Annotated in this window: 14 protein-coding genes; 4 read left to right on the top strand and 10 right to left on the bottom strand. The window is 55.0% G+C overall.

Annotated features, from left to right (window positions below):
* Nucleotides 1-12 precede the first annotated feature (12 nt).
* From IT893_RS03565 to cimA, 4 genes are all read right to left on the bottom strand, one after another.
* Nucleotides 13-408 carry a hypothetical protein gene (locus tag IT893_RS03565; protein ID WP_197146845.1) on the bottom strand — a complete coding sequence of 132 codons (396 nt, stop codon included), beginning with the start codon at nt 406-408 and terminating at the stop codon, nt 13-15.
* A 232-nt stretch (nt 409-640) separates the two neighbouring features.
* Nucleotides 641-1,258 (bottom strand): 30S ribosomal protein S4, encoded by a 618-nt coding sequence (gene rpsD, locus IT893_RS03560; RefSeq protein WP_063087428.1) that lies wholly within the window; start codon nt 1,256-1,258, stop codon nt 641-643.
* A gap of 252 nt (nt 1,259-1,510) precedes the next feature.
* Nucleotides 1,511-2,293: an RNA methyltransferase gene (locus tag IT893_RS03555; RefSeq protein WP_063087426.1), complete on the bottom strand. Its 783-nt coding sequence runs from the start codon at nt 2,291-2,293 to the stop codon at nt 1,511-1,513.
* Between the two features lie 193 nt (nt 2,294-2,486).
* Nucleotides 2,487-4,100 (bottom strand): citramalate synthase, encoded by a 1,614-nt coding sequence (cimA, locus tag IT893_RS03550; protein WP_064788905.1) that lies wholly within the window; start codon nt 4,098-4,100, stop codon nt 2,487-2,489.
* Nucleotides 4,101-4,439: 339 nt separating this feature from the next.
* On the opposite strand from cimA, the gene IT893_RS03545 reads away from it, so the two are divergent.
* From IT893_RS03545 to IT893_RS03535, 3 genes are all read left to right on the top strand, one after another.
* Complete coding sequence (locus tag IT893_RS03545) at nt 4,440-4,688, top strand: hypothetical protein (RefSeq protein WP_008891599.1); 249 nt, start codon at nt 4,440-4,442, stop codon at nt 4,686-4,688.
* Between the two features lie 153 nt (nt 4,689-4,841).
* Nucleotides 4,842-5,537: a DsbA family oxidoreductase gene (locus IT893_RS03540; protein WP_064782103.1), complete on the top strand. Its 696-nt coding sequence runs from the start codon at nt 4,842-4,844 to the stop codon at nt 5,535-5,537.
* A 121-nt stretch (nt 5,538-5,658) separates the two neighbouring features.
* Nucleotides 5,659-6,315, top strand: coding sequence for a LysE family translocator (locus IT893_RS03535; RefSeq protein ID WP_197146844.1), 657 nt, complete (start codon nt 5,659-5,661; stop codon nt 6,313-6,315).
* Between the two features lie 15 nt (nt 6,316-6,330).
* Here IT893_RS03535 and IT893_RS03530 read toward each other — a convergent pair whose 3' ends face one another.
* The 6 genes from IT893_RS03530 to IT893_RS03505 form a co-directional block, all read right to left on the bottom strand.
* Nucleotides 6,331-7,662, bottom strand: a complete 1,332-nt coding sequence (locus tag IT893_RS03530; RefSeq protein ID WP_197146843.1) for an MFS transporter — start codon at nt 7,660-7,662, stop codon at nt 6,331-6,333.
* 167 nt (nt 7,663-7,829) lie between these two features.
* Nucleotides 7,830-8,546 (bottom strand): hypothetical protein, encoded by a 717-nt coding sequence (locus IT893_RS03525; RefSeq protein ID WP_197146842.1) that lies wholly within the window; start codon nt 8,544-8,546, stop codon nt 7,830-7,832.
* Nucleotides 8,547-8,570: 24 nt separating this feature from the next.
* Nucleotides 8,571-9,512, bottom strand: coding sequence for an aldo/keto reductase (locus tag IT893_RS03520; RefSeq protein WP_197146841.1), 942 nt, complete (start codon nt 9,510-9,512; stop codon nt 8,571-8,573).
* 181 nt (nt 9,513-9,693) lie between these two features.
* Nucleotides 9,694-11,070, bottom strand: coding sequence for a cysteine--tRNA ligase (gene cysS / locus IT893_RS03515; RefSeq protein ID WP_197146840.1), 1,377 nt, complete (start codon nt 11,068-11,070; stop codon nt 9,694-9,696).
* A gap of 67 nt (nt 11,071-11,137) precedes the next feature.
* Nucleotides 11,138-12,490 carry a glutamate--tRNA ligase gene (gene gltX / locus IT893_RS03510; protein ID WP_197146839.1) on the bottom strand — a complete coding sequence of 451 codons (1,353 nt, stop codon included), beginning with the start codon at nt 12,488-12,490 and terminating at the stop codon, nt 11,138-11,140.
* A 14-nt stretch (nt 12,491-12,504) separates the two neighbouring features.
* Nucleotides 12,505-14,181: an NAD+ synthase gene (locus IT893_RS03505; RefSeq protein ID WP_197147647.1), complete on the bottom strand. Its 1,677-nt coding sequence runs from the start codon at nt 14,179-14,181 to the stop codon at nt 12,505-12,507.
* A 259-nt stretch (nt 14,182-14,440) separates the two neighbouring features.
* On the opposite strand from IT893_RS03505, the gene IT893_RS03500 reads away from it, so the two are divergent.
* Complete coding sequence (locus IT893_RS03500) at nt 14,441-14,785, top strand: YbjQ family protein (protein WP_120225464.1); 345 nt, start codon at nt 14,441-14,443, stop codon at nt 14,783-14,785.
* Nucleotides 14,786-14,802: the final 17 nt, after the last annotated feature.

Raw genomic sequence — 14,802 nt, 5'->3', positions numbered from 1 at the left:
AGACAACTTGGCTTACTTGGGTGGAAATGCCTGAGTTTCTTCACCTTTGCCCAAAATCAAGCTGCCATCGGCATTCAAAGCCGTGACGGTAAAGCGATAGTCATGCGATCCGCTTGGAGGACATGGCCCTTTATAGGAAAAGGCACCAGCCGGAATTTCACTGGAACCAGAGTAATCGATCGTCCCTCCTCCGTGATTATAGGTTGGGACGTCCAGATCGACCATTTTGAAGCGGAGTGAAGCTGTGTCAGCGGGAATGTTTGAAATGATGAACGCAGGCGACTTGGTGGAGCAAGCGGAAGTTCCGTGCCAATCGAATGACACATCCAAAGAAGCCATATTTTCCGCCTCTTTTGTTGTTTGGCAAGCACTTAACGTGAGTACAGACAGCCCAACAATCGCTGCCAATTTCGTTATCTTCATAACATCAACCTCAACCTGAAAAATAAAATCCGAGAATATAGATACAGAGCCCAGATCAGCGTTCAGGAAACAGGTGAAGACGTCAACCTGTCCACAAGAGTAGAACACAACTGTTGAAGCAAGCCGACACCCGCTCAGATAACACACCATCAAAACAAAAACGCCCGCTGTTTCCAGCGGGCGTCTTCGTATCGGTTCGTCGCGAAATCCGTAAGGATTAACGCGAGTAGAATTCGATGACCAGGTTCGGTTGCATCTGAACCGGGTACGGAATTTCGGCGAATTTCGGAACGCGAACGAAGGTACCTTTGAAGGCCTTCGCGTCAACGTCGAGATATTCCGGAACGTCACGTTCGTTCAGGTTGGCAGCTTCCATAACCATCGGGATTTCGCGCGAAGCAGGTTTCACTTCGACAACGTCACCTTCCTGTACCAGGTAGGACGGGATGGTTACTTTCTTGCCGTTAACAAGAATGTGGCCGTGGTTCACGAACTGACGTGCAGCAAACACGGTCGGAACAAATTTCATGCGGTAGATAACCGCATCAAGGCGCTGCTCAAGAATACCAACGAGGGTTTCGGAGGTATCACCCGGACGACGGGATGCTTCTTTGTAGTAGCGCAGGAACTGTTTTTCAGAGATCGAGCCGTAGTAGCCTTTGAGCTGCTGTTTCGCAAACAGCTGGGTACCATAGTCGGTCGGCTTCTTACGGCGGGTTGCGCCGTGCATGCCCGGTGCATATTCGCGCTTGTTCAGCGGCGACTTTGCACGGCCCCAAAGGTTCACACCAAGGCGGCGGTCAATCTTATGCTTTGCAGCAATACGTTTCGACATTTTGTAACTCTCTTTTTTTAAAGATCACTTATTGTCCCGATAGTTTCCAGCCGCCCAAACCTGAGCATGCGGAACGGGGACGAAACCACATGTTTCGACCCACTTTCTCGGAAGTGAGGCGCAATATAGAGATGATTGATCAAGAGTCAAACATTAATCGCGCCGGCCATCCCGCATGGAAGCCCTGCATTTCTGCCGAGTTCTGCACGAATGGCACCCCACCTGCCCCGCACTTGGCAATCGGGTGGAAAATCAGTCCTTTGGCTTGTGCTTGCCACCACGCATGGCAACAATCATCCCGCGCAGCGTCTGGACTTCCTGATGGGTCAGATTGGCACGGTTAAAGATGTTGCGAATATTGCGCGCCATGCCGGGGCGCTTTTCCGCCACCCGGAAGAACCCCGACTCATCAAGTTCGCTTTCAAGATGAAGGAAAAGGCGTTCCATGTCATCCTTGGTCGCCGGGAAGGTATCGGCCATCATCAATTGATAGTCAGGCACATCAACACCCGCCTGCCACCACTCATACCCGATCAACAAAACCGCCTGGGCCAGGTTAAGCGACGTAAAACCGGGATTAAGCGGGACGGTCACCACCGCATCACCCATGGCAATATGTTCGTTGCGAACGCCGGTGCGTTCCGGACCAAACATCACGCCGACCTTTTCACCACGCCCGATCACAGCACGCATTTCCGGTGCCAGCCCCTTGGGGGTAAAGACCGGCTTGATGGCATCACGGGTGCGCGCGGTGGTGACGTAAACCCGGTTCAGATCGGCCAGTGCATCTTCTTCGCGCTCAAACACCTTGGTGTTGTCGATGACGATATCGGCACCCGATGCATTGGCGGTTGCCCGTTCATTTGGCCAGCCATCGCGCGGCCGCACCAAACGCAAATCCACCAGACCACAATTGAGCATCGCGCGCGCGGCCTTGCCGATATTATCGCCAAGCTGCGGCTCAATCAGAATGATTACGGGCGGATTGGCAATTCCGCCTGTTTCAGGCTTGGCACTGCCGATGGGCTCGCTCATCGCGGTATTCTCCGGTCGTCAAAGGAAGGCATAGAAGCTGTTTTTCGGGCGTCCCCGTCCATATTGGCGCTTACTTAGCAAAAGCCAACCGTTCGCGCCAGCCTCCAGATTTAAGTCTCCTTATCCGTCACGAAAACAGCCGGACCTTGATATGGCCCGGCTGCATGTATTTGACGGATATCCGATCACATCATCAGGCGTGCTGGCTGCGCACACCGGATTTGAACAGTTTATAGGTGATGGAATCCCGAAGCGCGTTATAGGACGCCTCGATAATGTTGGTCGAAACGCCAACCGTTGCCCAGTTATTGCCTTCGGCATCACGGCTTTCGATCATGACGCGGGTGACTGCGCGCGTACCATCGCCACGGGTTATGATGCGGACCTTATAGTCGATCAGTTCGATCTGTTCGACCGCATCACGGTATTCCGGCACGGTCAAAAGGACCTTACGAAGGGCCGCATCAAGGGCGTTGACCGGGCCGTTGCCTTCGGCCACCGACATGAACTGATCATCACCGACCACGACCTTGACGGTGGCCTCACTCATGGTGATGACCTGCTCGTCCTGCTCATCAACCCAGCGGCGTTCGTCAATCACACGGAAAGACGTCACCCGGAAATAACGATCAAGCTCGCCCATGGCCTTACGCGCCAGCAATTCAAAGCTGGCCTCGGCCCCGTCATAGGCATAACCGTCAAACTCACGGCGCTTGACGGTTTCAACCAGTTTGCCGACCGCCTCGGATTTGGGATCAACTTCAACGCCAATCTCGCGGAAACGCGCCAGAATGTTGGATCGCCCCGCCTGATCGGAAACAAGGATATGGCGCTGGTTGCCAACCAGATGCGGTTCAATATGTTCGTAACAGGTCGGGTTCTTTTCGACCGCTGAGACATGCAAGCCGCCCTTGTGGGCAAAGGCACTGTCGCCGACATAGGCCGCCTGACGCAGCGGTTCACGGTTCAGCCGCTCATCAAGGATGTGCGAAATGCGCCGCAGATGGGTCAGCTGGTCGTGGGAAATGCCAACGTCATAGCCCATTTTCAGCATCAGCGTCGGAATGATCGAAATCAGGTTGGCATTGCCGCATCGCTCACCCAAACCATTCAGCGTCCCCTGTACTTGCCGCGCACCAGCACGTACGGCGGCCAAAGAGTTCGCGACCGCATTCTCGGTATCGTTGTGGCAATGGATGCCAACATGGCTGCCGGGGATCTGGCTGCAGACATCGGTGACAATGTCAAAAATCTCGTCGGGCAGCGTACCGCCATTGGTGTCACACAGAACAACCCAGCGCGCGCCAGCCTCATAGGCCGATTTGATCGCGGCAAGCGCATAGTCCCGGTTGGCCTTGTAACCATCAAAGAAATGCTCGGCATCGAACATGACTTCGGAAACCTTGGTTTTCAGATGGGCAATTGAATCCGAAATCATCGCCAGATTTTCATCAAGCTCGATCCCGAGTGCCTCGGTCACCTGAAAGTCCCAGCTTTTGCCGACCATGCAAACGATCGGCGCATTCTGCGCAAGGCTGGTCAGCCCCGGATCGTTTGACGCCGAACGACCGGCACGGCGGGTCATGCCAAAGGCGGTCAGCTTGGAATTCTTGAGTTTGGGCGGATTGGCAAAGAATGCATCATCCGTCGGGTTTGCCCCCGGCCAGCCGCCTTCAATATAGTCAATCGACAGTTCGTCCAGTGCCTTGGCAATCGCGGTCTTGTCCGCGGCCGAAAAATCCACGCCCTGGGTCTGCTGCCCATCGCGCAAGGTACTGTCATAGAGATAGACGCGCTTGTCTGACATTTTCATTCCAACTGATCGATCGTCTCGGGTGCCGCGACCGGCTTTTTGGCCGCCGCTATTCTGTTCGCAAGGCTCATGATTTCATGTCTTTTGCGGGTCTGGCAAATTGCCGCAAAACAGACAGCAGCGCAACAGCATTACTCAAATTGCCATCCCGACGACAATTTCTGCTCTAATTCAACAAATTACCCATCTTTAGGATAGCTGACCTGTCCCCTTGAATGGTTGCAACCACCACTATGCGATGATTACCTTTATCCTAGGTTGTAGTACGCTTGATCAAATCCCTGCACATGTAGAACAAAGCTAATGATCGCGCGACGTCCAAGGACAATAAAAATGGCAAATGACGCCCCCACCAGCGTTGATATCATGATGCTTGCCGGCCTGACGTGGGAACGTACCGGTCGCAATTGCTGGACTGCATCAGACCGTTTTGCCCGCTACATCATATTCCGTGACATTGATGAACGTTGGTATGGCGACTGGGAACGGGACGGGGAACTGACCCGTGCGGACTGGTCTTGCCCGATCCTTGAAACGTTTGCCGAATACATGGTCGATAACGCCCGGCGGCAATCGTCCTGATGATCGGCGGGTAACCACGCCCAAAAAATCAGATAAAACTAATAAATCGCCCCTCAAATACGCGTCCACCCCGGCTTTTCCTTGCGTTTGACGCCATGTCGATTATGTGTTGGGGTAGCACAACGTTACATAATCCAAGGCAAGCCTAATCCAATGACCAAAGCCATTCCCATGCAGATCGACATTGTTTCGGACGTTGTCTGTCCGTGGTGCATCATCGGTTACAAGAACCTTGAAGATGCCATCAGCCGTCTGGACGGCGAAATTGACGTCACCCTGCGCTGGCACCCGTTCGAACTTAACCGCGATATGCCGCCCGAGGGCCAGGACCTCTCGGAACATATCAGCGAAAAATACGGACTGACTGCCGATCAAAGTGCCGATAACCGCGCACGCATCACCATGATGGGCGAAAATGTCGGCTTCCCGATCCATTTCGGATCAGATGCACGCATCTATAACACCTTTGACGCCCACCGTTTGCTGTATTGGGCGGGCAAAGAAGGCGAATACGGCCAGCAGACCGCGCTTAAACTTAACCTGTTTGCCGCCTACTTCCAGGGTGGCGATAACACCGCCGACCATGGTGTTTTGAAACGCGCGGTCGAGGAAGTTGGTCTTTCACCGGAACGTGCCGCCGAAATCCTTGCCAGCGACGAATTCGCCAAGGAAGTCCGCGCCGAGGAAGACGAATTTGGCGATGCCGGCATCAGTTCAGTACCGACCTATGTGGTCAATGGCAAGTTCGCCATTTCCGGCGGCCACCCGCCAGAAGTGTTCGAGCAGGCCCTTTCGGAAATTGCGCGTCAGGGTGACGAAATCCTTGCCGAAGCCCAAAACGACGCCTGATTAGACCCCAGTGCAGACAGTTGAACAAAGCCCGGTCCATTGGATCGGGCTTTTTCGTGGCCCTCGACAGAACTCAAATACCGATCTAGGCTGATCTTGCCACCACACAAGGAAACGCCCCATGATCAGCCTTGCCGAATTTGGGCAATATCTGCCCGGAATATTGCTGTCTTATGCTGCCTTGCTTGTCGGCCTGATTAGCCCCGGCCCTGCCCTTTTGGGTTTGATGGGCGTGTCACTTGATCAGGGCCGCCGTGCCGGACAACATTTTGCCCTTGGCATTGGAACCGGATCGTTTTCGATCGGTCTTCTGACCCTGACGGGGCTGTCGGCTGTTCTGGCGACTTATGCCGATGCGATGACGGCCATCCGGATTTTTGGCGGGCTATATTTGCTGTGGATGTCCTATCGGGCGTTTCGTACGGCATTTCGCAAACCACCCACCACATCAGACATCGCTGACGCTGTTGATGCCCGAAAGATATCCGGACGCGGGTATTATTTTCGAGGATTGGGGCTTCACCTGACCAATCCGAAGGCCATCCTGACCTGGATTGCCATCATTTCAATCGGCTTTCACGAAGGCGCCCCGCTTTGGGTTGGTGCGGCGATTGTGATTGGCTGTGGTCTGATTTCAACCAGCATTCATTTGCTGTATGCCACCGCCTTTTCCACCGCCCCGGCGATTTCGATTTATCGCCGGGGCGGTGGATGGATCAACGGGTTGCTTGGTGTGTTCTTTGCCGCCGTTGGGCTGCGGTTGTTGTTCAACCGCTAAGCTGTCAGGGAAAGGCTATGCCTTGGGCTTCTTGTCTTCAGAAGCCCCGGCCTTTTCTGCTTCGGCCTCTTCAGCAGCAGCTTCCTCGGCAGCAGCTTCTTCTGCGGCGGCCTCGGCCTGCTCAGCTGCCCAAACCCCGGCGGTTTCAACCGCCATGGGGGATGCCGTCGGCAGAACGCTGACATAGCTTTCGGTTTCTTCAACCGGCAGGGCTTCACGACGCGTCATGCGATAAAGTGCATAAACCGCAATCACCGCAAAGGTCCCGGCAAGCACCAGCCAGAACGACTGCGGGCCAAGATGTTCCATCGACCAACCGGCAATCAACGGGCCAAGAATTGCCCCCACCCCGAAGGTCAGAACAAGACCACCCGATGCCGCCGGCATTTCTTCAAGTGATAGGAAATCGTTGGTGTAGGCCAGAAACAGCGCATAAAGCGGCGTGGTCATGCCGCCTGCGACAAAGGCTGCACACATCATAAAGACCAACTGGTTACCCGAAAGCCAGCCAAGCATACAGGCTGACATGGCAACTGCCGCCGCACCAAAAATCAGCTTGCGACGATCCATGCGGTCCGACAACCAGCCAATCGGATATTGAAACACCAACGCACCGGCAAACAGCATCGCCACAAAGGTCGCGATCTGCACGGTCGTCATTTCAATCTGGGTGCCATAAACCGCCGCCATACCGGTCTGGGTGGCATACACACACCCCAACAGGAAGATGCCCACAGTACTGAGCGGCGATCCCGCAAACAGTTCCTTAAGGCCCATCGGGCGGGCGGCCTCGGTCACTGGCACGGACGAGGCCGACAGCAGGATCGGAGCAAAGGAAATCGACACCAGAATGGACGCAACAATAAACAGCGCCGAGTTCGCGGCATCGCCAAGCGTCAACAGACCCTGCGCGCCGATAATGCCAAGCGTCTGGGCAATCATATAAGCCGACAGAACCTTGCCGCGGGTTTCGTTGGTCGAGGCATCATTAAGCCAGCTTTCCGCCGTGACATAGATCCCCGACATGCAAAAGCCCAAGATTACGCGCAACGCCGTCCATGCCCATGGCTCGGCAATCAGTGGAAAGGCAATCAACCCGGCCGAGGTAAAACTGCCGAGTGCGGCAAAGACGCGCACATGGCCCACCCGCTTGATCATGCGCGGTGTGATGCGCGCCCCCGACAGGAAACCGGCAAAGTAACCCGATGTGACAATCGCCAGTTCGGCAGAGGAAAAACCTTCAATCCCGCCGCGCAAACCGATCAGGGTGAAATGCATGCCATTGCCCAGCATGATCAGGACAACTCCAATAAGAAGTGCCCAGACACTGGTTAAAACCTGGATCATGAATCGCCCTTTCGCACTTTGGGGATTACCGGACTGTCTGTGAGCTCAGCGCGCCTTGGTCTGATGTCGTGTTGGTTCAGACAAATGATAAGTCTCAGCGGAAAGTACGAAACCACTGATCACATTCAGTTTCCAGACTTTTTTCGGTATGAAGGGGATTTTTTGGCCTAGGCAGCCGGGTCTCTGATCTCTGCCTCGGTCAGGCGTTTGGTGGTGACCCCGTTTTTAAGATCAAGCCAGCCGCAAAAAACAGTCACCCAGACGGCGGCTAGCATCAAATACGCGACATACTGATCCATCACCCAAAGCGTGCCTGCCGATATCACGCACCACGCCAGGGGAACCGGCAACAAAACCCACCGCCAGGTTCCGCGTGACAGCAAAACAAAGCCCAACGTGCCAAGGGCGGTTGGATCGGCGGCACTGCCAAAAATTTCGGCCTGCACCAAGTCGCGCCCTTCAAGCAGGCCAATAAACGGATAGATAATCAGCGCAAAGGCAACCAGAGACGCCCCGACATAACACGACAAATCCCCGCGCCAGCCAAAACGAAGCGGCAACGGACGCGCAGCAAAGATGGCAAACAAGACCACCTGCAGGGCAAAGGCCGGCAGCAGATAGGGCACCGCCCAATTGATCGGCTGATAATATTGCCAAAGGAAGCCATAGCCCGACCAGGCCCAGACCAGCGCCAACAATACCAGAATAACCCGGTTGCCGCGAAAACCGTGACGCAGGGCAAGGCCCGATGCGATCAACCCGGCAATCAGCGCACTGGCAACCACCAGCCACCAGGTGGTGTTCATGGTTTCAAACAGCCGGTAATAGACGCGCGGCGAAAACAGCAACAAGTCCGCCAGTCCGTAATCCCACCATTCAGTCATGCTGTCTGCCCCTGATTGCCTTGATCACACCAGAACGCCAATCACAGCGGCGATCTGTTCGCGCATTTTTTCATCGGGCAACGGACCGGTTGCGGCCGCCATGTTTTCCGCCGCATGGGCCGGTTTGGTGGTGGCCGGGATCGGACAGGTCACCGCCGGATGGGCAATCAGATATTTCAAAATCAGCTGCGCCCAGCTTTTGGCTTCAAGTTCGGCGGCAAATTCCGGCAAGGGTTGGCCTTCTAGACGTTCGGTCAGGCTGCCGCCACGAAACGGCCGGTTCACAATCACCGCAATGCCGCGATCATATGCCAGTGGCAGCAGGTAGTCCTCAACCTTGCGGTCAATCGGGTTATAGGTCACCTGCACGAAATCAAGCCGTTCGTTCTTCATCACCGCGATCAGGTCTTCGGTACGTCGCCCGTGCGAGGTCGTCACACCGACATGGCGCAACTGCCCTTCGTCCTTCATGCGAAACAGAAGCGGCAGGTTTTCATTGATACCCAGCAGGTTATGGACCTGCAAAAGGTCAAACTGCTCGACCTTCCAACGATCTGACGTCTCGGCGATCTGTTCGGCACCATCGCCTGCGGTCCAGACCTTGTCGGTCGAAAACACCCGATCGCGCGCACCAAGCTTATCAAGCCCGTAGCCAATCACATCCTGGGCGGAGCCATACATCGGCGAACTGTCAATCATGCGGCCACCGGCATCGAAAAACGCCGACATCACATCCGCGCATTGATTGCGCAATTCAATGTCTTGGCCGACATTGAACGTGATCCAGCTTCCAAGCCCGACAGCGGGGATTTCTTCACCGGTTGAAGGGATTTGCTTTTGCAAAACTTCCGATGCACGCGCATCGGAGCTTCCCTGCGCCCAGGCCGGCATACCCGACGACAACAGGCCAAGCGCGCCTAACGAGGCAGAAGCCTTCAGAAACCCTCGGCGGTCAAATTCAGACATGGCTTAGAGCACCTTTTCGTTGCTTCGGACCAATCTTCAAACATGATCCATCAAGATTTGGGCAGAATTCTGCCCGAACGCAACTTTTGGTAAACTGACAAGAGACCTATATCACCCGAAACGAAAAAAGGGCTGCAAACCTGATGTTTGCAGCCCTTTGGTCAAAAACTGTCAATCTGGGTTAAACGCGCTTCCAGCTTGTACCTTCCTTAAAGTCTTCAAGGATGATGCCGCGTGCCAGAAGGTCATCACGGATTTTGTCCGCCGTTGCGAAATCCTTGTTCTTCTTGGCATCTGCGCGCTTTGCGATCAGCCCATCGATTTCAGCCGCCTCGTCTTCATCGGCTGATCCGGTGAACCAGGCTTCGGGATCCGCTTCAAGAATGCCCAGAAGCTTGGCTGCGGCAAGGATTTCACCCTTGGCCTCAGCACGTTCGAACTTCTTTTCCGCCTTGTTGAACTTGGTCACAAGGTTATGGAATTCCGAAATCGCAAGCGGCGTATTAAGGTCATCACACAGCGCATCAAGCACCGCACGCGGCACCGGCATGGTTTCCGGCGTGACATCGGTACTTTGACGAAGTGCTGTATAGAAACGATCAAGCGCCTCTTTGGCCTGACGCAGGTTTTCCTCGGTCCAGTTGATCGGCTGATGGTAATGCGTTCCCATCATCGCCAGACGGATCGCCTCACCCGGCCATTTTTTAAGCAGCTCGTGCACGGTGACGAAGTTGCCCAATGACTTGGACATCTTTTCGCCCTCGACCATCAGATGGCCGTTATGCATCCAGTATTTGGCGTAGCTTGAACCCTTGTTCGCGCAGCAGCTTTGCGCCAGTTCGTTTTCATGGTGCGGGAACACCAGATCCGAACCACCGCCATGGATGTCAAAGTTTTCGCCAAGATAACGCGTCGACATGGCAGAGCATTCAATATGCCAGCCCGGACGACCACGGCCCCACGGGCTATCCCATCCCGGAATATCATCACTCGACGGTTTCCACAGAACGAAATCCGCCGGGTCTTTTTTATAGGGGGCGACTTCCACACGGGCGCCCGCAATCATTTCCTTGCGGTCACGGCGCGACAGCTTGCCATAATCATCGAACGCCTCGACCGAGAACAGCACATGGCCCTCGGCGGCATAGGCAAAGCCCTGCTCGATCAGGCTTTCGCACATGGCGATCATTTCCGCGATATGTTCGGTCGCGCGCGGTTCGATATCGGGCTTGGCGGCATTCAGCGCGCCCATATCTTCCAGATAAGCCTGATGGGTGCGTTTGGTGATTTCGGAAATCGGCTCGCCGCTTTCCTTGGCACGTGCGTTGATCTTGTCATCAACGTCCGTGACGTTCCGAACGTAAGTCACCTTAGGATAGATATGGCGCAACACGCGCACCAGCGTATCAAACACCACCACCGGGCGGGCATTGCCGACATGGGCATAGTCATAAACCGTCGGGCCGCAGACATAAAGCCGCACGTGATCGGGATCGATCGGCGCGAACACCTGCTTTTCGCGGGTGAGCGTATCAAAGATGCGAAGGGTTTTGGTCATTTCAAACGTCCGTTTGGCTGTGTTATCGGGTCAAATGCGTGCATTTTCCGGCGATCAAAGCAGATGCTTAGACCGCCTTCCCACACAACCGGTCACGCGCCTTTTCAGACCCGATCAGAACCAGCATCGTCGACATTTCCGGACCATGTTCGCGCGCGGTCAACGCCTTGCGCAGCGGCATGAAAAGCTGCTTGCCCTTGCGGCCGGTTTCATCCTTAAGCGCCGTGGTCCAGGTTTTCCAGCTGGTGCCATCAAGTTCACCTTCGGGCAGCATATCGGCGGCCTGTTTGAGGAAAGCTTCGTCCTCGGCATCGATTTCCGGAATGACGTTTTTGTGGATCACATCCCACCATTCCAGTGCCTCGGCCACGCGCCAGCAATTGCCGCGCACCGCATTCCAGAACATCTCATCAGCATCTGCCATGCCAGCTGCTTCAAGCTTCGGCTTGGCGGCCTCGAACGACATCTCGTGAATGACTTTTTCATTGAGGCTTGCCAGTTCGGCCGGATCGAATTTCGGCGTCGAACGGCCATAATGATCCAGATCGAATTTCTCGAGCACCTGCGAAAGGTTCGCCGGCTCAATCTTGTCCGACGCACCAAGGCCGGTCAGAAGGCCAACAAGCGCCTCGACCTCAAACCCGTCATTACGCAACTCACGCAGTGAAAGACTGCCAAGGCGCTTTGAAAGCTGCGAACCACCCGGCCCGGCCAAAAGCGGCATATGGGCAAATTCAAGCGCGCCCGGCTTGCCGCCAAGCGCCAGATACAACAGGATCTGCGACACGGTATTGGTCACGTGGTCTTCGCCGCGAATGATGTGGGTAACACCCATTTCAAGGTCATCCACCACCGAGCCCAGCATATAAAGCAACGAGCCATCTTCACGGATCAGGACCGGGTCAGATACATGTTCGGTATCGAACGAGCAAATCCCGCGCGTCAGGTCATCCCATTCGACCATGCCGTCAGTCAGAAGAAAACGCCAATGCGGCTTGCGGCCTTCGGCCTCAAGGGCGGCAATTTCTTCATCAGACAGCGTCAAAGCCTTGCGGTCATAGATGAAGGGCTGGTGACGCTGGCGGGCAGCCTTGCGTTTCCAGTTGAGCTCGCCCTCGGTCTCGTAGCACGGATAGAGCAATTCGCGCTTTTTCAGGTCATCAATCGCCGCGTCATATTTATCCTGACGCAGGCTTTGACGTTCTTCCTGATCCCAGTCGATGCCAAGCCATGCAAGGTCTTCACGGATCGCATCGACATATTCGTCTTTGGAGCGCACCGGATCGGTATCGTCAAAGCGCAGGATGAATTTCCCGCCTGATTTACGGGCATAAAGCCAGTTCATCAGCGCCACACGGGCGTTACCGACGTGAAGAAGCCCGGTCGGGCTGGGGGCAAATCGCAGAACAGGTTTTGTCATTTCAAACTTTTCAATCACGTAACAAGGTTCGTGAAACCATTGGTAATCGGATAGCGACGGTCACGGCCAAAGGCACGCGGGGTAATCTTGACCCCCGGGGGTGCCTGACGGCGTTTGTATTCCGCCCGATCCAGCAACCGCCAGACCCGGCGTACTGTTGCCTCATCGTGACCGCTATCCACGATATCGCGAACAGACCGCTCACCTTCAATCATCTGATGCAGGATATCATCCAAAACATCATAAGGCGGCAGACTATCTTCGTCTTTCTGATCCGGGCGAAGTTCGGCCGATGGCGGCTTGGTGATAATCCGTTCCGGGATCACCATGCCATCCGGGCCCACAGCCCCAACCGGTTTGTGTTCATTGCGCCAGTGGCACAGATTAAACACGGTCGTTTTATAAAGGTCTTTGAGAACCGAATAGCCACCACACATATCACCATAAAGCGTCGCATAGCCAACCGACATTTCCGACTTGTTGCCGGTCGTCAGGACCATGTGGCCAAACTTGTTTGAAAGCCCCATCAGGATAATCCCGCGCGAACGGGCCTGAATGTTTTCTTCGGTAATGTCGGCATCGCGGCCTTCAAAGGCAGGGGCCAGCATCTGCTCGAACGCGGCCATGGCCGGACCGATATTGATGCTCTCGATCCCGGTCTTGAGCATGCCTGCGCAAAGCTCCGCATCCTCAAGGCTCTCGGCCGAGGTATAAGGCGATGGCATCATCACCAGACGCACACGATCAGAACCCAGCGCATCCACCGCAACCGCGGCCGAAAGCGCACTGTCGATCCCGCCCGACATGCCAATCACAACACCGGGGAAGCTGTTCTTGTTCACATAATCGCGCAGGCCCAGAACCAGCGCCTGATAGATCGCATCCAGCCCGGTGGGATAGCCAACCTTCGGCGCGTCATCTGCGCAACGCCATTGACCGTTTTCATCCTGTTGCCAGTTGGTCAGCACCACATCCTCGGCGAAGGCAGGCAAAGCTACTGCAAGCGATCCATCGCCGTTCAGCCCGAATGATCCGCCGTCAAACACCAGCTCATCCTGACCGCCGACTTCGTTGCAGTAAATCATCGGCTTGCCGCTTTCGCGCACCCGGTCCTCGATCAGCTTATGGCGCAAATCATCCTTGTCGGCTTCAAACGGTGATCCGTTCGGCACAAGGAAGATTTCTGCCCCCGCGTTCGCCAGATGGGCAACGACGTTCGGCGTCCAGACATCTTCGCAAATCGGCACGCCGAGCTTGATGCCCTTGAATGAAATCGGGGTCGGCATCGGGCCTGCGGCAAAGACGCGTTTTTCATCAAACACGCCATAATTCGGCAAATCATTCTTGGCGCGCACATCAACGATCTTGCCCTGATCAATCAGCAACACCGCATTATGACGTGTGCCATCGACTTCCCATGGCGTGGTCAACAGCAAGGCCGGACCATCTTTGCGTTTGGCCGTGTGTTCACAGATAAATTCGACCGCGTCATGCAGATGGCGCATGAAGGCCGGCTTCATCACCAGATCCTCGGGCGGATAGCCCGACAGGACCAGTTCAGAATACAGAACCACGTCCGCAGCCTGATCGGCCGCAGTTTCCCAGGCAGCCACAACCTTGTCCCGGTTCCCGGTGACATCACCGACAATCGGGTTGAGTTGGGCAATCGCAATGGCAAGCTTCTTTGTCATGATGTTGGAATAGGATCGCCCCTGCGCGCTGTCAATTGCGGAATGCGCAATATCCCATGTTTCAGACAAGATCACCATTCTTGCATGGCAGAAATGCAAAGCTTTGAAACCTGCAAGTACGCTGTCTTTCAGCGTGATTTTATTCTTATCAACGACTTAGCGTGTTGATAATGACTTGCAAAATCGGCTTCATCCCGATCTATTACAGGCGACCGTGAAAACACGGCAATAAACACAAATTAAAATACGAGCAAACAACATGACCCACAGCCCCAATGCGGCCGCCGAAATGGCGGCGGTAACCATTTCCCATATTCCAGGCCGCGAAATCAGTGAAAACCTTGGCATTGTCTTTGGCAGTTCCGTGCGCAGCCGCAACTTCCTTTTCGATATTTTTGCGATGCTGAAAAACCTGTTCGGGGGTGAAGTACGTTCCTACACCCGGCTTTTGGAAGACGCCCAGCAGGAAGCCACCAGCCGCCTGATTGCCCAAGCCAAAAAATTGGATGCCGACGCAGTTGTGGATGTTCATTTCGCAACGTCACAGGTGGCCTACAAGGCGGCCGAGATTTTCGCATACGGCACAGCCGTACGACTGAAATAACAGGGCAGGCACAGTAC

Origin of the sequence: Thalassospira sp. A40-3 (assembly GCF_015871485.1) — a bacterium.
Classification (GTDB): Bacteria; Pseudomonadota; Alphaproteobacteria; order Rhodospirillales; family Thalassospiraceae; genus Thalassospira; species Thalassospira tepidiphila.
Note: the sequence above shows the minus strand (reverse complement) of the source record. Positions and strands in the feature narration are given on the sequence as shown.

Bases quoted from the DNA above. Each gene is read 5' to 3' on its own strand.
- IT893_RS03525 (WP_197146842.1), bottom strand. From the start codon at position 8,546: ATGACTGAATGGTGGGATTACGGACTGGCGGACTTGTTGCTGTTTTCG.
- cysS (WP_197146840.1), bottom strand. From the start codon at position 11,070: ATGACCAAAACCCTTCGCATCTTTGATACGCTCACCCGCGAAAAGCAG.
- IT893_RS03520 (WP_197146841.1), bottom strand. From the start codon at position 9,512: ATGTCTGAATTTGACCGCCGAGGGTTTCTGAAGGCTTCTGCCTCGTTA.
- IT893_RS03500 (WP_120225464.1), top strand. From the start codon at position 14,441: ATGACCCACAGCCCCAATGCGGCCGCCGAAATGGCGGCGGTAACCATT.
- IT893_RS03530 (WP_197146843.1), bottom strand. From the start codon at position 7,662: ATGATCCAGGTTTTAACCAGTGTCTGGGCACTTCTTATTGGAGTTGTC.
- IT893_RS03535 (WP_197146844.1), top strand. From the start codon at position 5,659: ATGATCAGCCTTGCCGAATTTGGGCAATATCTGCCCGGAATATTGCTG.
- IT893_RS03540 (WP_064782103.1), top strand. From the start codon at position 4,842: ATGACCAAAGCCATTCCCATGCAGATCGACATTGTTTCGGACGTTGTC.
- IT893_RS03555 (WP_063087426.1), bottom strand. From the start codon at position 2,293: ATGAGCGAGCCCATCGGCAGTGCCAAGCCTGAAACAGGCGGAATTGCC.
- gltX (WP_197146839.1), bottom strand. From the start codon at position 12,490: ATGACAAAACCTGTTCTGCGATTTGCCCCCAGCCCGACCGGGCTTCTT.
- IT893_RS03505 (WP_197147647.1), bottom strand. From the start codon at position 14,181: ATGACAAAGAAGCTTGCCATTGCGATTGCCCAACTCAACCCGATTGTC.
- rpsD (WP_063087428.1), bottom strand. From the start codon at position 1,258: ATGTCGAAACGTATTGCTGCAAAGCATAAGATTGACCGCCGCCTTGGT.
- IT893_RS03545 (WP_008891599.1), top strand. From the start codon at position 4,440: ATGGCAAATGACGCCCCCACCAGCGTTGATATCATGATGCTTGCCGGC.
- cimA (WP_064788905.1), bottom strand. From the start codon at position 4,100: ATGTCAGACAAGCGCGTCTATCTCTATGACAGTACCTTGCGCGATGGG.